Origin of the sequence: Flavobacterium okayamense (assembly GCF_019702945.1) — a bacterium.
Lineage (GTDB): Bacteria > Bacteroidota > Bacteroidia > Flavobacteriales > Flavobacteriaceae > Flavobacterium > Flavobacterium okayamense.
Map to the genome: position 1 here is coordinate 2,371,583 of NZ_AP024749.1, position 20,391 is coordinate 2,391,973.

At 29.9% G+C, this 20,391-nt stretch carries 25 protein-coding genes; 12 read left to right on the forward strand and 13 right to left on the reverse strand.

Features of this window, described 5'->3' with window-relative positions:
• The first annotated feature begins 7 nt into the window (after positions 1-7).
• On the forward strand, positions 8-1,798 hold the full coding sequence (locus KK2020170_RS11045) for an acyl-CoA dehydrogenase family protein (protein ID WP_221258387.1): 1,791 nt from the start codon (positions 8-10) through the stop codon (positions 1,796-1,798).
• A gap of 61 nt (positions 1,799-1,859) precedes the next feature.
• On the opposite strand, the gene KK2020170_RS11050 is transcribed toward KK2020170_RS11045, so the two are convergent.
• Positions 1,860-3,077 carry a cation:proton antiporter gene (locus KK2020170_RS11050; protein ID WP_221258388.1) on the reverse strand — a complete coding sequence of 406 codons (1,218 nt, stop codon included), beginning with the start codon at positions 3,075-3,077 and terminating at the stop codon, positions 1,860-1,862.
• A 91-nt stretch (positions 3,078-3,168) separates the two neighbouring features.
• Here KK2020170_RS11050 and KK2020170_RS11055 point away from each other — a divergent pair, with 91 nt between their 5' ends.
• Positions 3,169-4,365, forward strand: coding sequence for an LETM1-related biofilm-associated protein (locus KK2020170_RS11055; protein ID WP_221258389.1), 1,197 nt, complete (start codon positions 3,169-3,171; stop codon positions 4,363-4,365).
• Here KK2020170_RS11055 and KK2020170_RS11060 read toward each other — a convergent pair.
• From KK2020170_RS11060 to KK2020170_RS11075, 4 genes are all read right to left on the reverse strand, one after another.
• Complete coding sequence (locus tag KK2020170_RS11060) at positions 4,362-4,988, reverse strand: carbonic anhydrase (protein ID WP_221258390.1); 627 nt, start codon at positions 4,986-4,988, stop codon at positions 4,362-4,364. The two genes, KK2020170_RS11055 and KK2020170_RS11060, sit on opposite strands and share 4 nt — an antisense overlap.
• Before the next feature lie 11 nt (positions 4,989-4,999).
• Positions 5,000-6,589, reverse strand: a complete 1,590-nt coding sequence (locus KK2020170_RS11065; protein WP_221258391.1) for a SulP family inorganic anion transporter — start codon at positions 6,587-6,589, stop codon at positions 5,000-5,002.
• A 41-nt stretch (positions 6,590-6,630) separates the two neighbouring features.
• Positions 6,631-6,924 (reverse strand): hypothetical protein, encoded by a 294-nt coding sequence (locus KK2020170_RS11070; protein ID WP_221258392.1) that lies wholly within the window; start codon positions 6,922-6,924, stop codon positions 6,631-6,633.
• A gap of 75 nt (positions 6,925-6,999) precedes the next feature.
• A complete protein-coding gene (locus KK2020170_RS11075) occupies positions 7,000-7,479 on the reverse strand; it encodes a Dps family protein (RefSeq protein WP_221258393.1) in 480 nt (159 codons plus the stop codon).
• Positions 7,480-7,585: 106 nt separating this feature from the next.
• Between KK2020170_RS11075 and KK2020170_RS11080 the strand changes: the two genes are divergently transcribed.
• Complete coding sequence (locus KK2020170_RS11080) at positions 7,586-8,524, forward strand: LysR substrate-binding domain-containing protein (RefSeq protein WP_221258394.1); 939 nt, start codon at positions 7,586-7,588, stop codon at positions 8,522-8,524.
• 41 nt (positions 8,525-8,565) lie between these two features.
• On the opposite strand, the gene KK2020170_RS11085 is transcribed toward KK2020170_RS11080, so the two are convergent.
• The 4 genes from KK2020170_RS11085 to KK2020170_RS11100 all read right to left on the reverse strand — a co-directional run bounded on the left by KK2020170_RS11085 (position 8,566) and on the right by KK2020170_RS11100 (position 10,571).
• Positions 8,566-8,760: a hypothetical protein gene (locus KK2020170_RS11085; RefSeq protein WP_221258395.1), complete on the reverse strand. Its 195-nt coding sequence runs from the start codon at positions 8,758-8,760 to the stop codon at positions 8,566-8,568.
• Positions 8,761-8,886: 126 nt separating this feature from the next.
• A complete protein-coding gene (gene mnmC2 / locus KK2020170_RS11090) occupies positions 8,887-9,552 on the reverse strand; it encodes a tRNA (5-methylaminomethyl-2-thiouridine)(34)-methyltransferase MnmC2 (RefSeq protein ID WP_221258396.1) in 666 nt (221 codons plus the stop codon).
• 48 nt (positions 9,553-9,600) lie between these two features.
• On the reverse strand, positions 9,601-10,062 hold the full coding sequence (locus KK2020170_RS11095; protein ID WP_221258397.1) for a hypothetical protein: 462 nt from the start codon (positions 10,060-10,062) through the stop codon (positions 9,601-9,603).
• Positions 10,062-10,571 carry a DUF4920 domain-containing protein gene (locus KK2020170_RS11100; protein WP_221258398.1) on the reverse strand — a complete coding sequence of 170 codons (510 nt, stop codon included), beginning with the start codon at positions 10,569-10,571 and terminating at the stop codon, positions 10,062-10,064. Before KK2020170_RS11100 ends, KK2020170_RS11095 begins: the two co-directional genes overlap by 1 nt.
• Positions 10,572-10,770: 199 nt before the next feature.
• Between KK2020170_RS11100 and KK2020170_RS11105 the strand changes: the two genes are divergently transcribed.
• The 7 genes from KK2020170_RS11105 (at position 10,771) to KK2020170_RS11135 (ending at position 16,403) form a co-directional block, all read left to right on the forward strand.
• Entirely contained in the window at positions 10,771-11,838 is a 1,068-nt protein-coding gene (locus tag KK2020170_RS11105) for a branched-chain amino acid aminotransferase (protein ID WP_221258399.1), read from the forward strand.
• 127 nt (positions 11,839-11,965) lie between these two features.
• Entirely contained in the window at positions 11,966-12,961 is a 996-nt protein-coding gene (locus KK2020170_RS11110) for a serpin family protein (protein WP_221258400.1), read from the forward strand.
• Positions 12,962-12,966: 5 nt separating this feature from the next.
• A complete protein-coding gene (locus KK2020170_RS11115) occupies positions 12,967-13,803 on the forward strand; it encodes an alpha/beta hydrolase (protein ID WP_221258401.1) in 837 nt (278 codons plus the stop codon).
• Positions 13,804-13,936: 133 nt separating this feature from the next.
• Positions 13,937-14,206 (forward strand): hypothetical protein, encoded by a 270-nt coding sequence (locus KK2020170_RS11120; protein ID WP_221258402.1) that lies wholly within the window; start codon positions 13,937-13,939, stop codon positions 14,204-14,206.
• Positions 14,207-14,219: 13 nt separating this feature from the next.
• Positions 14,220-14,567 (forward strand): hypothetical protein, encoded by a 348-nt coding sequence (locus KK2020170_RS11125; protein ID WP_221258403.1) that lies wholly within the window; start codon positions 14,220-14,222, stop codon positions 14,565-14,567.
• A 515-nt stretch (positions 14,568-15,082) separates the two neighbouring features.
• Positions 15,083-15,571: a DUF695 domain-containing protein gene (locus KK2020170_RS11130; protein WP_221258404.1), complete on the forward strand. Its 489-nt coding sequence runs from the start codon at positions 15,083-15,085 to the stop codon at positions 15,569-15,571.
• Positions 15,572-15,740: 169 nt separating this feature from the next.
• Positions 15,741-16,403 carry a hypothetical protein gene (locus tag KK2020170_RS11135; protein WP_221258405.1) on the forward strand — a complete coding sequence of 221 codons (663 nt, stop codon included), beginning with the start codon at positions 15,741-15,743 and terminating at the stop codon, positions 16,401-16,403.
• A gap of 119 nt (positions 16,404-16,522) precedes the next feature.
• Here the strand turns inward: KK2020170_RS11135 and KK2020170_RS11140 are convergent, their stop codons facing one another.
• Entirely contained in the window at positions 16,523-16,906 is a 384-nt protein-coding gene (locus KK2020170_RS11140) for a pyrophosphohydrolase domain-containing protein (RefSeq protein WP_221258406.1), read from the reverse strand.
• 75 nt (positions 16,907-16,981) lie between these two features.
• On the opposite strand from KK2020170_RS11140, the gene KK2020170_RS11145 reads away from it, so the two are divergent.
• The gene (locus KK2020170_RS11145) at positions 16,982-17,170 is read left to right on the forward strand and encodes a hypothetical protein (protein ID WP_221258407.1); all 189 of its coding nucleotides are present in this window, start codon (positions 16,982-16,984) and stop codon (positions 17,168-17,170) included.
• 82 nt (positions 17,171-17,252) lie between these two features.
• Positions 17,253-18,296: an effector binding domain-containing protein gene (locus KK2020170_RS11150; RefSeq protein WP_221258408.1), complete on the forward strand. Its 1,044-nt coding sequence runs from the start codon at positions 17,253-17,255 to the stop codon at positions 18,294-18,296.
• A 29-nt stretch (positions 18,297-18,325) separates the two neighbouring features.
• Here KK2020170_RS11150 and KK2020170_RS11155 read toward each other — a convergent pair whose 3' ends face one another.
• Genes KK2020170_RS11155 through KK2020170_RS11165 form a run of 3 tightly spaced genes read right to left on the reverse strand, consistent with a single transcriptional unit; the run spans position 18,326 to position 20,334 of the window.
• On the reverse strand, positions 18,326-19,051 hold the full coding sequence (locus tag KK2020170_RS11155) for a tRNA threonylcarbamoyladenosine dehydratase (RefSeq protein ID WP_221258409.1): 726 nt from the start codon (positions 19,049-19,051) through the stop codon (positions 18,326-18,328).
• Positions 19,052-19,087: 36 nt separating this feature from the next.
• Complete coding sequence (locus KK2020170_RS11160; protein WP_221258410.1) at positions 19,088-19,741, reverse strand: TatD family hydrolase; 654 nt, start codon at positions 19,739-19,741, stop codon at positions 19,088-19,090.
• Complete coding sequence (locus tag KK2020170_RS11165) at positions 19,741-20,334, reverse strand: DUF1684 domain-containing protein (RefSeq protein WP_221258411.1); 594 nt, start codon at positions 20,332-20,334, stop codon at positions 19,741-19,743. The genes KK2020170_RS11160 and KK2020170_RS11165 overlap by 1 nt, the downstream gene beginning before the upstream one ends.
• Positions 20,335-20,391 lie beyond the last annotated feature (57 nt).

The following is a 20,391-nucleotide window of genomic DNA, read 5'->3' on the forward strand; positions in this document are numbered from 1 at the left end:
TAAAGACATGGCAGATATATTAAGAGGAGGACAATTCCTTGTAAAAGAAACAAAATGTGAAGATGTTTTCACTCCAGAAGATTTTTCTGAAGAGCAAATTATGATGCGTGATTCAGTCATCGAATTCGTAGACAAAGAATTATGGCCAAATAAAGAGCGTTTCGAAAAGAAAGATTATGCACTTACTGAGGAAGTAATGCGTAAAGCTGGAGAATTAGGTTATTTGAGTGTGGCAGTTCCTGAAGCTTACGGTGGAATGGAAATGGGCTTCATCAATACGGTTTTAGTATGTGATTATATTTCTGGCGCTACAGGTTCATTCTCGACAGCTTTTGGTGCACATACTGGAATCGGAACTATGCCAATTACTTTATACGGTACCGAAGAACAAAAACAAAAATATGTTCCAAAATTAGCTTCGGGAGAATGGTTTGGTGCGTACTGTTTAACTGAACCAGGTGCTGGATCTGATGCAAATTCAGGAAAAACAAAAGCCGTTTTATCTGAAGATGGTTCTCATTATAAAATTACGGGTGGAAAAATGTGGATTTCAAATGCTGGATTTTGTAATGTATTTATAGTATTTGCACGTATCGAGGATGATAAAAATATTACAGGATTCATTGTTGAAAATGATCCTTCAAACGGAATTTCTTTAGGAGATGAAGAACACAAATTAGGTATTCGCTCCTCTTCTACTCGTCAGGTTTTCTTTAATGAAACTAAAGTTCCTGTAGAAAATATGTTAGCAGGTCGTGGTGAAGGTTTTAAAATCGCTATGAATGCATTAAATGTTGGACGTATTAAATTAGCAGCTGCTTGTTTAGAAGCGCAAAGAAGAACGGTTGGAACTGCTGTAAATTATGCCAATGAAAGAGTTCAGTTTAAAACTCCTATTTCAAGTTTTGGAGCTATCCAATCTAAATTAGCTGAAATGGCAATGAATGCTTATGCTGGTGAAAGTGCTACGTATAGAGCTGCTTCAGATATTGAAAAAAGAATCAACATTCGCGTTGAAGAAGGAAATTCTCACCAAGAAGCTGAATTAAAAGGTGTTGAAGAATTTGCTATAGAGTGTTCTATATTAAAAGTTGCTGTTTCTGAAGATGTACAAAATTGTACAGACGAAGGTATCCAAATCTTTGGTGGTATGGGATTCTCTGAAGATGCACCAATGGAAAGTGCTTGGAGAGATGCTCGTATTGCTCGTATTTATGAAGGTACTAACGAAATTAACAGAATGCTTTCTGTAGGGATGTTAGTTAAAAAAGCTATGAAAGGTCATGTTGACTTATTAGGTCCGGCTATGGCTGTAGCTGAAGAATTAATGGGAATTCCTTCTTTTAATGTACCTGATTATTCAGAACTTTTTACAGAAGAAAAAGAGTTAATTGCCAAATTGAAAAAAGTTTTCTTAATGGTAGCTGGTGCTGCGGTTCAAAAATACGGACCAGAATTAGAATCTCACCAACAATTATTAATGGCAGCATCTGATATTTTAATTGAAATTTACATGGCGGAAAGTACTATTCTTAGAACTGAAAAATTAGCTAAGAAAGAAGGTGCTGATAAAGTTCAAGAACAGATTGCTATGGCTCAATTATATTTATACAAAGCGGTTGATATCGTTAACCAAAAAGGAAAAGAAGGAATTGTTTCTTTTGCTGAAGGCGACGAACAACGTATGATGTTAATGGGACTTAAACGTTTTACAAAATATACAAATATGCCAAATGTAGTGGCATTACGTGAAAAAATTGCTGCTAAATTAATTGCGGAAAATAAATACTGCTTTTAAGTAACAGCATGTTTTGGTTTAGTTTGTTTGTAAAAAAGCTGTCAATTATGACAGCTTTTTTTTATTGAACATTGTCGTCGTTTTCTAATTCATTTAAATTTAATTTCTTTTCGTCTTTGTCTTGTTTGTTAAATATTAAACCTACCATCATAATTAGAGCCGATAACACAATAACCTGTATAATTAAAGCCTTATTCACTATAGGAATTTTACTGTCTACAGGAATACTCAAAAATAAAAGAATTGTGATTAATCCTCTTGGTGCTATAAATAACAAAGGCATTAACTTAACTTTAAAAATCTTAAGTTGAATAGCTCTCACTAAATATATTACTAATAAAATACCTATTGCTATTTCAATAGTATAAGGATTCAAAACTTCTTCTGTTTCCATTAAAAAACCAAATAGCAAAAAGAATAACGAACGAACTAAAAATGCTGCTTCAATAACTAATTCTTTAAACTTGGTTACCTCTTTATCTAAAGCTCTAGGTTTTAGCTTTTGAATGAATTTAAAGCGTTCTAATTCATCAAAATTACCCATGAATAATCCTAATAGCATAATGAAAATTAATGCCGGTAAATGGTAAATTTCAGAAATCGCAAATATTAAGATAATTAGTAAAATAATAGGTGCAAACTTAACATGGTGGTCTATCCTACTTAATAAGAACGCCAAAAAGGCTGTAGCAATAAATGAAATTACCAACATTATCAAAATTTGAAGTCCAAAATGTCCTACAGTATCTAAATCAATAACTGAATTTAAAGCTAGAAAATTAAAAAATAGCACCCCAATAATATCAGACAAACTACTTTCATAAATTGCAAATTCTTTATTAAATACATTTAAGTTTCCTACACTCGATATTGCAATGGCACTACTAATTATACACAAAGGAATTGCATTTAAAAGTCCGTCTTTATAATCTGCATCAAGGAAATAATAAAAAAAATGTCCAATTGCAAATGCAGTAATAATTAAAGGTACAATTGCTGTAATGAATGTTTTACCAACAAAAGGTAACTTCCTTCTATTCAAATTCAATTCTAGTGAACCTTCTAATACAATTAAAATTAATCCTATTGTACCAAAAAAAGGTAATAACGGATTTAAGTCTGGAACAATTATATGTAAAACACCCGTTACTTGTTTAACAGCCCAGCCCAATAAAAGCAATAAAACAACCGAAGGTATCTTTGTCTTTGAAGAAGTAATTGTAAATAAATAAGCAAGTAACAATAACACACAAACTGTGATTATAATTGCAAAGTTCATAGGAAATCATTTTTCAGCAAGATATAAAAATGTTTGCATATTTACTCTCATTGGCCAAAGATTTTTATAAATTTGTTTGCACAATTTACTTATGATAAACCCTTCTATAAACGGCTGGATTGAAAAGTTTTTTCAAGAATGTGATAGTAATTTTCAAAATTATGAAAATGACTATCATTTGTTTTATGAAAAAATACGTGAATCAGGTTTTATATATGGGTATACCATTTCTGTTCCTTTAAATTTCAATTTGCCTTTAGAAGGTAATTCACAAGATGAAATTACAAAAATTGCATTACTTAATTCATTATTTTCAGTTTTTGTTATTGTAAAAAAATCTACAGATTGTGAAGAATTTATCCAACAAATTAATTCCTTTTATAAGGTAGTTCAACACGAAAACTATAACTTTTTAAATAAATTATTACCAAGCGGAAATAACAGTAGTAAGCTTGAAGCAATAATTAATAACAGAGTACAAACAAATGCAAATTTTGTAAGCAGGAACTTTTCCCATATAATTACAAATGCATTACTTTTTATAGATGTTTTGGCTTTTCATTATTTTCTTATAAAAGGTTCTATTACATCTAAATACATTAAGGAAATTGAGCAATGTTGTATCAATCTAATTATGCTTGCTTTTAAAGTTAAAATTAATAAAAGTAAATATGATGAGTTATTAATAAAGTTATTTGAAAACTCACTTCGTTACACAAAAATTAATGCTTTACAAGAAACTTCATTAGTAGATTTAAATTTAAAAAAATACATCTTTGAGATTGAAAAACTATACCTTTTAGACATAACTGAAATGGCGCTTTGGAGCGATGAAAAGCTTGATATTTCTGAAACATTTTTCTTACAAAGAGTAGCAAAAGAGCTAGATTTAGCTCAATATGATATATCAAGAAGTTGTGAAAATATTGATGATTTTATTCAGAATTACAAGGATGAAATTCCGTATTTTAATTATTCAAATCCTGTAAAACATTTTTACGACCAAACAAATAAGACTGTTACAAAACTTATTAACAGAAATAAAAAAAGACTAATTAAGGAAATAACAGAAAGTAAAGAGTTGATGGTTCTTTTAGCACAATCAACTAATAGAGAATTGGATGAAGATGAAAAAAAGAAAGTAAAAAAACAGCTACTCGACATTTGTAAAACTATTCCGTCTTTAACTATTTTTTTACTTCCAGGTGGCGGAATTTTATTACCAATTTTAATAAAATATATTCCGCAATTATTACCTTCGGCTTTTAATGAAAATTTAGAAGATTAATCTAATTTATAGATTTCCATAATATTAGATAATATTTCTTCAAAATCGACTTTAATATCAATTAATTTTCCAGTATGAATATCGAAAACCCAACCATGAACTGAAATAGGTCTTTCGTTATGTGCTTTTTGATACGCTGCAGTTTTAATTACGTTTATACATTGCTCTTCAACATTTAGTTCAACCAAACGCTTATAACGTTCTTCTTCATTTTCAATTGCATTAAGCTCTATTTTATGCAAACGATACACATCGCGAATATTACGTAACCAAGGGTTTAAAATTCCTAAATCTGCAGATTGCATAGCTGCTTTAACACCACCACAATAATAATGTCCGCATACAACAATATGATTTACTTTTAAATGAGTTACTGCATATTCGATAACCGACATAGAACTTAAATCGGTATTTGGTACAAGATTAGCAATGTTTCTGTGTACAAAAACATCTCCAGGAGCAACTCCCATTAATTCCTCAGCAGTTACACGACTATCTGCACAACCTATGTATAAAATTTCAGGGCTTTGACCTTCAGATAATTCACTAAAGTAATTTTTATCTAATTCTAATTTAGATTTTACCCATTCCTTGTTGTTCTCAAAAATTTTTTGAATGTTCATTTGTGGTTTATTTAGTTAGTTTCGTTTGTTTTAATTTTATCGAGTTTTAAAAATTCTATAAAACTTTCGGGATTATCAACATTACCTCTTTCTGAAAGCAAATGTACGTGTATATTTTTATTTCTAGCTTGTATTAAGAAATCTTCGATAATTTCTACTACATCGTAATCTAAATATCTTGTTTTTCTAATATCTAGTTCCAATGAACTATTTTCATGTAAATTAAACAATTCTTTTTGAATTGTAGCTTTATTTAGAAATGTAACTTCTTCTGCTAAAACAAGCTTAGTCGTTTTTCCAGCATCTATTTCAGATATTTTCATAAACATAGAATTCTGGTAACTTTTCACAAGAATTACAATAATTCCAATTACTAAACCAATTGAAATTCCCCAAAGCAAATCTTTAAATACAATTACTAAAATAGTAACTATAAAAGGAACAAATTGCGTCCAACCTAAGCTAAACATTTTCTTAAACAACGAAGGTTTAGCTAATTTATATCCAACTAAAATTAAAATTGCAGCCAAAACAGATTTTGGAATATGATTTAATAGCATCGGAATGGTTAAAACAGAGATCAATAATAAGAAACCATGAATAATTGCAGATAATTTAGATTTTGCATTTGACTGTATATTTGCAGAACTTCTAACTATTACTTGGGTTATAGGTAAACCACCTATTAGTCCTGATGCAATATTTCCAAATCCTTGAGCAAATAATTCTCTGTTAGTAGGTGTTACATTTTTTTCAGGATCTAATTTATCTGTAGCTTCAACACTTAAAAGAGTTTCTAAACTAGCCACTAATGCTAATGTAAAGGCTATTAAAACAACATCTTTTGAAAAAATTTGACTAAAATCAGGAAAGCTTAAATAATCAATAAAATTTGATAGTTTTTCTGGGGCAGGCACTTGTACAAGATGTAAACTTTCAATTTTCAATGCTTCATTAGAGCTAAATACAACTTGAAGAATTGTTCCTACAACTACTGCTACTAATGAGCCTTGTAAAATTTTAAAAAAGGCATGTTTTTTTGATAAAATATTATCCCAAAATAAAATAATTACAATACCAACTATACCAATAATCATGGAACCTAAAGTAATATTATCAGTAATATGAGCTAATGCAGAAAGTGTAGTCTCCCCAGATTTTTCAATAAAACTATCAGCACCTTCAGGTTCAGAATCATAACCAAAGAAATGTGGTATTTGCTTAAGAATAATTATAATTCCAATTCCAGAAAGCATTCCTTTAATAACGCTATTTGGAAAGAAATAACCAATAATTCCCATTCGGATTACTCCGAAAAAAATTTGTATTGCTCCAGCTAAAACTACTGCCGAAAGAAATAATTCAAAACTTCCTAATGTGCCAATTGCAGCAGCAACAATAGCTGCTAGTCCTGCTGCTGGACCACTAACCCCTAATCTTGAACCACTAAAAAACCCTACAACTATACCACCAATAATACCTGCAATTAATCCTGAAAGTGGTGGTGCATCACTAGCTAAAGCAATACCCAAACAAAGTGGTAGCGCTACAAAGAAAACAACAATACTCGCAGGAATATCGTTTTTTAAATATTTGAACATAAATGTATTTTTTAATTTAATAACTGTTTAACCTAAAGTTATCAAATTAATTCAGGTGGAGGTAGTAAAATTGTAGATGAATATTTACAGTTAATATTTTCATTGATAGGAATAAAGAAACTTATTAAATTTGATTCAAGAGACAAATTAAAACAAAAGTTAAATTCGTTGTTAACCATCTTAATTTCATTAAAAGATGAAATACTCTCTTCTTCTTCCTCATTTATATTATAAAAATATGAAGTATCAACTTTTTTATCAACAATTCCAACAACAGTTGGCATCGCAATAAAAACGATAAATAATACTAAAACTATATTTATAAAAAACTTCATCTGTACAAATTTACAAAAATGAAGCCTTGCTTGTTAAACAAAATAAAAAAAACCTCAAAATGAGGCTTTATTTTTTTAGACTGCTTCGTTTAACCAAGCTTTCATCATCCAAATTGTTTTCTCTTGTTCGGTAATGAAATCACTCATCATTGAATTTGTACCTTCATCGTTAATTTCTCCTGAATCTTCTAAAATTTTTCTTTCAATTTGAAGTAACTTAGCTAATGAATCAACAACAAGAGTTACCGCGACTTCATCATTGTTAATGTTTTTACCAACTTGCAACTGATTTACTTCAACATAATCTGAAAAAGTATGTAATGGAGTTCCTCCTAAAGTTAAAACTCGTTCTGCAATTAAATCTATTTTTAGTTGAGAATCATTATATAATTCTTCAAACTTTAAGTGTAATTCGAAAAACTTTCTCCCTCTAATATTCCAATGCAATCCCCTTAAATTCTGGTAATATACTTGAAAATTAGCTAGTAATATATTTAAGTCATTTATTAAGTTTTTCGTTTCTTCTAAAGGTAATCCTAGTGTGTTTGTTTTCATTTTGTATAATATTTTATATTAATTCTACTACAAATTTACTTAATCTTAAGGTTTAATGTTGATAAATCAAATTGATAGTTATTATATTTGCATCAAAATTATTTATATGACAATTACCCAACTTCATTATGTTTTAGCAGTTGCTGAACATAAAAATTTTACTTTGGCTGCCGAAAAGTGTTTTGTAACTCAACCAACTTTAAGTATGCAAATTCAAAAATTAGAAGATGAGCTTGAAATCCAAATTTTTGACAGAAGTAAAAAACCAATTTCTTTAACTGAAATTGGAGAAAAAATTGTCATTCAAGCTAAGAATATTGTTAACGAAGCTGGGCGAATTAAAGATATTGTAGACCAACAAAAAGGGTATATTGGTGGTGAATTTAGAGTTGGAATAATTCCAACGATTACGCCTACTCTTTTACCAATGTTTTTAAATAATTTCATTCATAAATATCCTAAGGTTAATCTAATAATAGAAGAACTAACTACAGAAGAAATTATTTCTAAGCTAAAAAAAGGGCATTTAGATTGTGCAATTGCAGCAACACCTTTAGAAGAAGAAAGCTTAAAAGAAATTGTTTTATACTATGAACCTTTTGTCGCTTATATTGCTGAAGATCATGCAAGCATAAACAAAAAAGAAATTGAAATAAACGATTTAGACTTAGACCACATTTTACTTCTTCAAGACGGACATTGTTTTAGAAATGGAATAATTAATCTTTGTAAAAACAATAAATATATTGCTGATAGTCATTTTCAATTAGAAAGTGGAAGTTTTGAAACTTTAGTCAAATTAGTTGATGAAGGTTTAGGTACAACTTTGTTACCTTATTTACATACGCTAGATTTAAATGATAAAAGCAAAAAACGCTTAAAATCATTTAAAGATCCTAAACCAGCAAGAGAAGTTAGTTTAATTTATCCCAAAAATGAACTTAAAATTCAAATTATTGATGCATTAAGAAATACAATTTCTGGAGTTATTAAAGGCGCAATCGCTTTTCAGGATGTAGAAATAATTAGTCCGAAAACTAAATAAAAACAAAAAAGGAGCTTGATTAGCTCCTTTTTAATTATAGGTTAGTTAATATAAATCAAACACTGTTTTAATTCTGGTTTTTCTTTAGTAAACTGAAATAGCCAGTCTCTTAGTTGGTCAACTTCATAAGGCAGTAATAATTTAATAGCCTTTTCCAATTCTTTACAGAATAGTTTGGGGTCAAAACTTACTCTTTCAAGTACAGATTTTGTGTACGAATACATCGATCTTGCCATACTTTTAGATAGAATTAATTAGATTAAACTTTATAAGAATGTATGGTAAATATATAAAAAAAATATTTACGAAAACGTTTTAGTATCTTAAATTTTGTTAAGAATTGTTAAGATATACTTTCAATATTAATTTTTTATTGCTCGTAACATTTCCCTTTTACCAGGTGCGCCCGGAAGCTTTTCAACCTGAAAACCAACACTTAACATAGCTCTTTTTATACTACTTCTACAAGCATAAGTTACTAAAATTCCGTTGGGTAAAAGTGCGTCAAACATTTTCTTAAAAATTTCTTCATTCCACAATTCGGGTTGCACATTAAATCCAAAAGCATCAAAGTAGATTAAGTTATACTTTTCTTTATCTCTTATATCTTTAAAAAATTGCTTTCTTTTTGTGAGCTTAAATGTATTATTAACTTCAAATTCTTTATCCCAATCTGCTTTATGCATCAAATTAAAAGTTAATTGAAATTCACTAGCTTTTAATTCCTCCACATAATTTAATTGGTTAACTTCTTCAGATGAAATTGGATATGCTTCTACTCCAACGTAATTTATACTTAAATTTCTTTTTTTAGCTTCTAAAAAGGTTATAAAAGCATTCAATCCTGTTCCAAAACCGATTTCAAGTATTGAAACCGAATCATTATCTCTAAAGTTATCTAAACCATTCTTTATAAATACATGATAAGCTTCTTGAATTGCTCCATGTTTAGAATGATAACTTTCATCCCATTCTTCTATATGAATGGTAACCGAACCGTCGTTTGTAACTATAATTTTTCTTTGCATATGACGTAAAAATAAAAAAGTTTAAGATTGCTCTTAAACTTTTTACTATTATTCGATGTATAATTTTTTAATCTTCGGAATGGGTCCGCCGCATTTTACTTCGTGACATTTTATACAAGCATCTATTCCATTATTAAAATGTTCTTTAGCATTTTCAGGATCTTTATATATTAATTCCTGTGCTTCAATGAATTTCTTTGCTTGCGTATTAAAAAAGTCGTCTTTATCAGTATCATCGGTTAAAACCGCTTCATGAATCCTCATAAAATGTTGTGGAAATTGACCAATGGTATCACCTTTTAAAATTCTATCTTTTAAACGCTCATTATCCACATACATTTGTTCCATTAAAGCAGCCATTTCACTCATCTCATACATTTCAAAACCATCTTCATTGGTTTTAGAATCTGCTTCACAAGCTACTTTTTCATCTGCTTTAGCTTCTTCTTTTTTATCTTGACAAGAAACTAAGATTAATGTACTTAGAAATAAATAAAGAATTCTTTTCATTATTGTATAGCAATTAAAACACCATCAGCCATAAAAGAATATGTAACTTTTGGTTCAGTAATACTATCAATTGCTTCTTGCGATTTTCCTTCGTCTTTTGCATAGTGTTTTAATTCATCTACAGAAACCACACTAACAAAGGCTTTACCATTTACAACTGCTTCTTTCTCTTGAGCATTTTTAGGAACGAAAAATCCGTAATCTTTAAACTTTACAAATGCTTGTTCTTCGTTTCCTAAATCTAAAGTCATCCAACAACCTTTTTTCTGACAAACTTCATCAATAGCAGTAGTAAATTTTACATTTAAAGTATCACCTTCTTTTAAATCTTTATATTTTGCCATCATCTCTTCAGCTGAAATAGCGCCTTCTTTTGAAATAGAATCACCAAAAACTGCATATTCAATAGTATTTTCAACAACTTCATTAATTTCTACATCTTGAGTTTTTTCATTTTTACAACTTGCTAAAACTGCAATTGTAGCCAGAGTAAGTACAATATTTTTCATAATAGTTATTTAATAATTTTCGACAAAAATAAGCTAATTCTTTAAAAATCAAGCATTGAATTGTTAATAATCTTCTAAATTAAATTTTTAATATTCTCAAAAAAATTCTGTATTTTTTGTTAGATTTGCAGAAGAAGTCCGAGAATTGGATTTTTAGTTATTAAATTCACATTTAATCAAGTAGACAACTAAGCAATCAATGGAAATTAAAACTTTAGAGAACATCGACATTACATTGTCACCTACTTCTAAAATTAATGAAGTAGATTTTGAAAATATTTCTTTTGGAAACACATTTACAGATCACATGTTAGTTTGTGATTTTGCAGATGGTAAGTGGCAACAACCTAAAATTGTTCCTTATGCGCCAATTACGTTAGATCCTTCGGCTAAAGTTTTTCATTATGGTCAAGCAATTTTTGAAGGAATGAAAGCTTACAAAGACGATCAAGATGATGTTTGGTTATTTCGCCCAGAACAAAATCACGATCGTTTTAATAAAAGTGCTGTTCGTATGTGCATGCCAGAAGTTCCAGAAGATATTTTCTTAGGCGGATTGAAAAAGCTTTTACAAATTGAAAAAGATTGGGTTAAAAAAGGTCAAGGAAACTCATTATACATAAGACCATTCATGTTTGCCTCTGGTAAAGGTGTGGTAGCTGCTCCTGCTCAGTTTTATAAATTTATGATTTTACTTTCGCCTGCAAAAGCGTATTATTCTGGCGAAGTTAAAGTTTTAATTGCAGAACATTACAGTAGAGCTGCAAATGGAGGAATTGGTGCCGCAAAAGCGGCTGGAAACTATGCTGGACAATTCTATCCAACGAAATTAGCGAACGAAAAAGGTTACCAACAAGTAATTTGGACAGATGATGCTACACATACCAAATTAGAAGAAGCAGGAACCATGAATGTTTTCTTTAGAATTAACGATATTTTATATACAGCGCCTACAAGCGAGCGTATTCTTGATGGAATTACACGTAAAAGTTTAATTGAGTTAGCAAAACGTGAAAACATTAACGTTGAAGTTCGCTCAGTATTAGTTGATGAATTAGTTACAGCTGCAAAAGATGGAAGTTTAAAAGAAATCTTTGGAGCTGGTACAGCAGCGGTTGTAAACCCTATTGTAGGTTTTGGTTACAAAGAAGAATATTACGAGTTACCAAAACTTGAAAACTCATTGGCATTAGAGTTAAAAGCAAAACTAACAAACATACAATACAAAAAAGCAGACGACACGTTTGGCTGGACGGTTAAAATATAATTTTACAGCGAACAGTCGCAGTAAAAAGATTAAAAGGTTTCCAAATTGGAAACCTTTTTATATTTCGATTAATACTAAAATTTATTTTTTTTAGTTTTAAAATATATCAATGTTAAATTATAAAATTATGATTAAATATTTTCCATTAAGCATATTACTTTTGTTAATTGTTAGCTGTAATGAAATTAAAGTTGAACAACCTATAGCACTTGAAGATGAGAGTATTTTTCCAAAAGTAAAAAAAATTACAGAACTTAAAAATACTGATTTTTCACCAACTCTTGAAAGTACATTCAATCCTAAAAAAAATTCAATATATGGAGCTACAATTCCATTTGTTTGGGAAGAAATTAGAAATGAAATTGGTCCCAACTTATCAAGTTTTACCAGTAATCAACTGAATGAGATCAATGAAAGTGAAAGTTTTAAAGATGTATTGAATAAAAACGAATATAAAACTACATTAGAAATTGAAGGTAATCTTATTAGCGCAACAGCATATTTCAGGAAATCATTACCTTTTGAAATTCCTTTAGATAAATTTGAAATACCGCTTGAATTTGAAAATACAAAAGTGGAATCTTTTGGCTTTTTCGGAGACCACTATTATTCCAAGTTAAATTATTACAATAATGAAGACGATTTTTCTTTATCGTTACTACCAAGTGATTCTGAACATGAAATTATACTCATTATGAATAAAGATATTTCAACTAATGAATCAAATTTTATTTCTTATTATACCTATTTTTTAAATCAAAAGAAAAATAACATTGAATTCAATGAAGAAGATAAGGTAGAAATACCAATTATTGAATTTAATCTAGAAAAGTATTTTAATGAAATCATTGGAAGTCAATTTCTTTCAGATAATGAATTGTATAATATAAAAGATTTTTATCAACGAAATGCCTTTATCTTAAATGAAAAAGGTGCTGAAGTTGAAAGTGAAGCTGTCGCAGCAGTTGAAGCATTAGAAGAGATGGAAATAATTGAAAAACCTGAGCCTAAAATGTTGATTTTTAACAAGCCTTTTGTTGTATTTTTAAAAAGAAAAGATGCAAATAATCCTTATTTTGGTGTCTATATTGCAAATAACGAATTATTAAAAATTGTTAAATAAAATAAATGACTAAATATATCTTTTCTCTTGTATTTCTTTGTATCGCAATTAAGGAATCAAACTCGCAAAATACCCAACAAGAAGTAATTGGCTCTAAACATTCCATACAATCCAAAATACTTAATGAAGAACGAATTTATGAAATAAGTCTGCCAGATTCTTACTATGTAAAAGAAGCTTCCCAAAAAAAATATCCGATTCTTGTTTTACTTGATGGTAATGTGTTTTTTAAATCCATTTCTGGAATGGTAAACTATATGAGTTCAGATACGTATAGAAGTTGGAAAATTCCTGAAATGATTGTTGTAGCCATTCATAATGTTGATAGACGAAGAGATTATACTCCTGACAAAATAATTACCGTTCGTGAAAACAACTCTGGTGGTGGTGACAATTTTTTAAACTTTTTAGAAAAAGAATTATTACCCGAAATTGATTCAAAGTATAGAACCACAACTAATCGCATTCTTTTCGGACATTCACTTGGCGGATTATTGGCTACTCATGCGTATATGAAAGAAAACTCATCATTTACTTCTTTTCTTGCAATTGATCCAAGTTTTGGTACTTGGGACACTGAAACTATGGATAAAAAACTTAATGCTATGACTGAGAATTCCTTTAAAAGATACATATACATAGCTTCTGCAAATTGGGGAAAACGAAATATTAACAATCGCGATCGTCATGTAAGATTTTATGAATCTTTAAATAGTAAATGCAAAGATAAGTTACCTGCAAAATTAGAATACTTTGAAAATGAAAGCCATAGTTCTGTTCCATTAATTGCTTTTTATAATGGTATTACAGCTATATTTGAAGGTTATACTAATACTAGATAACATAGATTTTAAACTACATTTAAAAATATGTTTTAGAAATTTAGTAAATTTGAAAAATTGTTCCGCATAGTAATCTAAATTAGTTGTATATGCAGAATAAAGGTAAGCATATAAACTAGTTAGCAACAATTTTATGACGAAACGGATAATTCAAGAACATATTGATAATTACAGCTCTACTTTGACAGAAATACTAAATCGAGAAGTTGAACTAGGAAACGAAATTGAGGAAACTTCAAAAGGTTGGCCAGAAGAAAATACTATAATTATTTTTCTTAAAAAACCTTTTATTGCTGAGTATAAATTTGAAAATGTTGAATACAGAAATATTGACGACCCTCATTATTGGAAAGCAGAATATGAAGACAATTTAACAAAACACCTTTTAGCTTGTAAGTTTTGAAAAATATTAGATAATGAATAAAGAATTTTACTTTTTTAAAACAACAATGCCTGAAAGCAGAAAAGCAGACTTCTATTTAGGCTGTTTAGATAGTTCTGTATTTATTGACTTCAATCTTACGTCAGAAAAACGAATAAGTTTATGTAGAATTTCCTTTGATGGATATGGCTGTTGCAATCTTGACAAAAATTCAAAAAGTTTAGGGGATAAATCATCAAAAGACTTCATTGACGAAATCGACAAAGACAATTTAAATCAAGAAAAAATCACGAGACTTGTTTTGGAACTAATCCAAATTAATAAAGACAACATTTGGACAGATGCACTTGAAGAGTATAATTTAATAGACAAACAAATATAAAAACTGTTGCTAACAGCGGTTTGCTTCAATGGCTACTTCCGGATTTTCCTACGGAAAATCCGCTGCTGAATGGAATGTTTTGTTATATTTGTAATGACTTGGTGTTGGTTCAACGCCACTGAGAGCAAGCCGCAGAACGTTAGAACACATTCAGCTAAAGCTGACTTTTGTTGCTATATTTTGCTGCGCTAAATCCCACCCCAAAAGAAATGTGTTCTAACGACCTGCTAAACCAAATTGCTTGGAATATTTGCTATAATACAGCTTTAACTGCCCATCGAGGGAAAACGTGTACTAACATAAGCTATAAGCAATTTGGTCCTATAATTTTTGCTCCCAATAACCGAAATTTGAACCAATTACGTAAACTACGTTTACTATTGGACAATCAATTATCCGATTGGTAAGCGGAAGTCCTTTAATCGGATAATTGCTCAACAAATTTCTTATATTTACGCAAAAATCATAGAACTGCGTTTAGCAGGTCGTTGGCTACAAATTGAACAAAACTAAATATGGGAATATTTGACATATTTAAAAAAGACAGAGAAAATATTGATTGTAGTTTGATTAAAAATTCGGCGGACTTATATCCGCAAAATTCGTTTTCAGTTGTTATGGTCCAAACTGAATCTGGAAAACCTGCAACTGGATGGGTTGACATGGCTTATGTGGATTACAAATACAAAAAATGCTGTCCATTTAATTTGCAATTCAATATCGAGATTTCTGATAATCAAGCTGAATCAAAGGAAATGGACTTTGCAACTATTGAGGACTACTTTATAAACGAATTGAAAAAAGGATGTATTACTCATCCTGTTGCGAGAGTTGCTACGGATTTTGGGTTCATAATGGATATGTATATTGATAATGCCGAATTTGCATCACAAAAACTTACTGAAATATATGAAGACCCGAATAAACTGGTTGAATTTGGATGCGGATTTAATAAAGACCCAAAATGGAAAGAATACAATCGAATAACTAAACTGACAAAATAAAAATGTTTGCTAACATTGGTTAGCTGGTATTATGGTTTCTCGCCTACTTCCGATTTTTTTACAAAAATCCGAAAGTAATCGTATATTTGATTTGATTAGTGTTAAACAACGCAACTACTCATAGCCTAGGCCGTTGTGGTGCATATTAAAAAACCCGACCGAAAAATAAATGAACGAATTACAATTAACAGGGGGAGCAAGAATTGGGATGGCTAATGCAACATTTCCATTTGCTACTTTGAAAGTGAATAAAGATAGATTAGAATTAAATGCTTCAATAGTTGGAAATTTGACTTTTCAACCAACCGACATAATTTCAATCGAACCTTATACAATGATTCCTATTCTTGGACAAGGAATTAAAATAAACCATAAAGTTTCGAATTATAAAGAAAGAGTGATTTTTTGGACTTTTAAAGACCCTAATTCAGTTGTTAGACAAATTGAAGAAACTGGATTTTTAAGCAAACAGAATTTGACCGAACAAAAAATTGACAGAAAAATAATTGAACAGCAAGCCAAAGGAGGATTTCCAATCAAAAAAGGTTTTGCGATTGGAGCAATAATCGTTTGGAATTTACTATTTCTAACTGACATAGTTCCTTTCTTTCTGGGAAAAAGAGAAGGGTTTCCAATCGGAAATGGAGTTTCAATTGCAATTGGACTTTTATTTCTGACTGCTCTTTTAAGTCTAATTTCTTCTGACTTTAGAAGACTGATTTTAAAAGAAGGGCGAGAATTGAATGACATAAAGAAATTCGCAATTTTCGCAATGATAATAAGCGGATTTATGTTATTGCAATTAGGATTAATGACAAAGTTTATGAACTAAAAAACACTAATGCCAACAATGGCTATAAGTAATTGCAAAGTTAAGTTTAAACCCTCGTAACTACTTAAGCTGAGGCCTTGTAGAACATAAAAAAGGTTTCCAAATGGAAACCTTTTCTTTTACTTCAAAATTTCTTCAAAATTAGGCTTAAAGTAATTTGGCCCTTTCATTACTTTCCCATCTTCACGGTAAATAGGTTTTCCGTCTTCACCAAGCTTACTCATATTGGAACGTTGTATTTCATCGAAAACTTCTTCAATTTTATATTGTAAGCCGTGTTCTAAAATGGTTCCGCATAAAATATATAGCATATCGCCCAATGCATCGGCAACTTCAACGATATCATTATTTTGTACCGCCTCTAAATATTCTTCATTTTCTTCTTTCATTAAATTAAAACGAAGCATATTAATTCGTTCTCCTAAATCGGCAGCTGGTAAGTGTTTTACACCTAAACCAAATGACTCATGAAATAATTGTACGGCTTTGATTTGTTTCTCCATAATGCAAAAATTTATTTCACTAAAAATACAGTGAATCGCATTTCAATACTTACTTTTGTATAAAATTTTATCACTATGTTTTCAACAGGCCAAATTTACTTTGCTATTTTCTTCGTTATTGCTTTTATCATTACAATGATTATTGTGTATAGAAAAGATGTAAAAGAAATGAAAACACAATACAAAGGAACGTATTGGATATTAATTAGTTTTCTGGGATTTATAGGTTTACTAGCATTAATTAAAGCTTTTTTAAAAGATTAAAATAATTTTTTGTTAGAATTTTCACATTTTATAGAAAAAAATGTAAATTTGGGAAAACCTACCCAAACCAACCTCTATTAAAATGAAAATAGCAAAATATATATTTCTGCTTTTCCTCTTATTAGCATTTGCTTTATTTGTTTTCATTTCCACCCAACCCAATAGTTTTACTTTTCAAGAATCTAAAACCATAAATTCAAATAAAGAACAAGTGTTTCTTTATGTAAACGATTTAAGTTCTTGGAAAAATTGGTGGATTCCTTTAAACGGAACACAGGAAACTATTAAGATAGATAGCGCGCACGTTAAATACAACGGAAATACTCTTCAAAAATTAGCTTCATTTGAAAACGATTCTATTCAATTTACAATTACTGATGCTAATTTTAATGGAAATAGTACAATAATAATTAAAAGTATTGATAATAGGCAATCAGAAATTAGTTGGAAGCTTAATGGAGAAGTTTCTTTTAAAACAAAATTTTTAGCCTTTTTAAAAGGTGGAATGCAAAACGTGCTTCAATCGGATATTCAGCAATCTTTTTTAAACATAGAAAACGAATTGCAAAAGAAATTTTTAGATTATTCGATTACCTTAAACGGTTTTGAAACTAAAAATGCTGTTACGTACATTGCCATTGCCGACTCCACTTCTACTACTTCTTTTGACGAAAAAAGAAAACAAAACTTGAAAAAACTTGGCGAATTTATTACAAAACGTGATTTAACGATTAATGGCGATCCATTTGTAATATTTAAATCTCGAAATAAAGAAAGTTATAAATATTTAAGTTGTATTCCTGTTACTGCAGTTTTAGATTCAATTTCTATTGACTCTACCATGACAAAAGGAAGATTTGACTCATATTTAGCGCTAAAAACGACTTTAAAAGGAAGTTTTACCAATAGAGCTAATGCTTGGGAAGAAGCTAAAAAATCTATTGAAAAGAGTAATTACAAAGAAAACAAAGACGGCTTATATATTGAAGTGTACAAAAAAGAAAGTAAGCAATCGCCTGCAACTAATGTAACTGAAATCTATATTCCGGTTCGTAAACCAATTATTGTAAATGAACCTAAAAAGGATTCGTTACAACCAACAGAAACTATTCAAGATTCTATATAAAAAAAAGCCGCTCTATCGAGCGGCTTTTTTTATTTCACTTTCTTTTCAAGAATATCTAAAACAACGGTTTCTGCTGCTTGTAAGCCAAACGCTGCTGGAATCCAACTATTGGTTCCGTAAAATGATTTTTTAAAGTTAGAACCATCCGTTAATTTCACACTTCCAGTATCTGGGCGTTCATCAGAATAAACAACCTTCACTCCTTTTGAAATCCCTTCTTTTTTAAGTCTTTTACGAACGTTTTTCGCTAACGGACAATAATCGGTTTTACTAATATCACGAACTTTAATACGAGACGCTAAAAACTTTCCTCCTGCTCCCATATTACTTATAATGCGGACTTTTTTACGTTTTGCTGCCATAATTAAGTTCAACTTTGGCGTAACGCTATCGATACAATCTAAAACGTAATCAAAATCTTGTGTAACTAATTCAAAAGCTCTTTCAGGCGATAAAAACTCTTGAATTCGTGTTAACTCTAATTCTGGATTAATATCTTGTAAACGATCACCTACAACAGTAACTTTAGGTTGGTTTACTGTAGAATGTAAAGCTGGTAATTGACGGTTTACATTCGTAATATCAACTGTATCACCATCAACTATGGTCATTTTTCCAACACCTGCACGAGCTAAAAATTCGGCTGCGAAACTACCTACACCGCCTAATCCTACAACCATCACATTTGCATTGGTTAATTTTTCTAATCCTTCTGGTCTAAACAACAACTCTGCTCTTTCTTGCCACTTTGCCATTATATAAATTGTTTATTTGTTTTTCGTTTTATTTGTTTAATTGTTCCAATTGAAAACTTCAGAAAAAGTATTAAAAACTTGCTGTTTCATTTCTTCCAAAGTCCGGTTCTTGTAATTTGCAGCTTTTTGATATACTTCCGCTATACTTTCTTCAATTGTATCCGTTTCTAAAAACAGTAAATCATTGGGTACAAATTTAAAAACCTTTTCTAAATCTGGATTACGCAATAAGTATTTTCCGAAAGAAAGATAAAATCCGTTATCCAAAAGGCTTTTAGCAACTTGCTCATTTTTAGAAAATCCGTGAATAATCATAGGATTTTCAATGTCCATTTCTTTTTTTATTCCAATAACTTCTTGATACGCTGCTACACAATGCAAAATAATTGGTTTAGTAGTTTGTTGTACCAATTCTAACTGCTGCTGAAAAACTTCGGTTTGCATTTGCAATGGCATTTCAATTCGCTTATCTAATCCGCATTCGCCCAAAGCCAAACATTTTTCAGAAATCATTTTTTCAGAAATCATTTTTAAATCATCCAATAATCTTTCTTGGCTAATATACCAAGGATGAATGCCAATAGAATACTGCGGAATCTCATATGAAAACTCCCAAGGATATTGGTTTACGACTTCTATAACTTCCTCAGAATTTGAAAAATGATGTGTATGTAAATTGATAAATTGCATTAATCGTGAAACTTTTTAACTCCTGCTTGAATCTCAATATCTAAATCATTCTCTAACGGAACAATCGGACACGAATATTTGTAATTGTAAGCACAATATGGATTATAGGCTTTATTGAAATTGATAATTACCGTTTTCGTTTTCGGTATTCTCATATCAAGATATCGTCCACCAATATACGTTTCGTTTCCATTCGTTTGATCAGAAAAAGGCAAAAACAAATAATCTTTAAATCCTGGTTTTTGAATTAACTCTAAATTTTGATATACATTTAGTTTGAATGACTTTTCATCAATTTTAAAATGTAATTCACCATATTTCTTATACATTGGCGTTCTCTCAGTTGAAGTTTTCATTTTAAAAACCTTTTCTTTCTTCGTTCTAATGAAAGTCGCTTCCACAATAAATTTCTCAGAAATCGGATAAAAATCTAAAGCTTCAAAATGTGCTAAATCCTCGTCCATCAAAGGCGAATGTAACGAATCTTTAAATTCAGTATTTAATTGCTTTTGAAAATCTTCGGCTAATTGTACTTGATTTTCTTGCCCAAATGCAAAAAAGGAAAACAATAAAACAAATAGAAATTTATACATTTTATTTTTTTAGCAAAAATAAGCTTTTAAAACAATTTAATTTGTTTGTATCTTTAT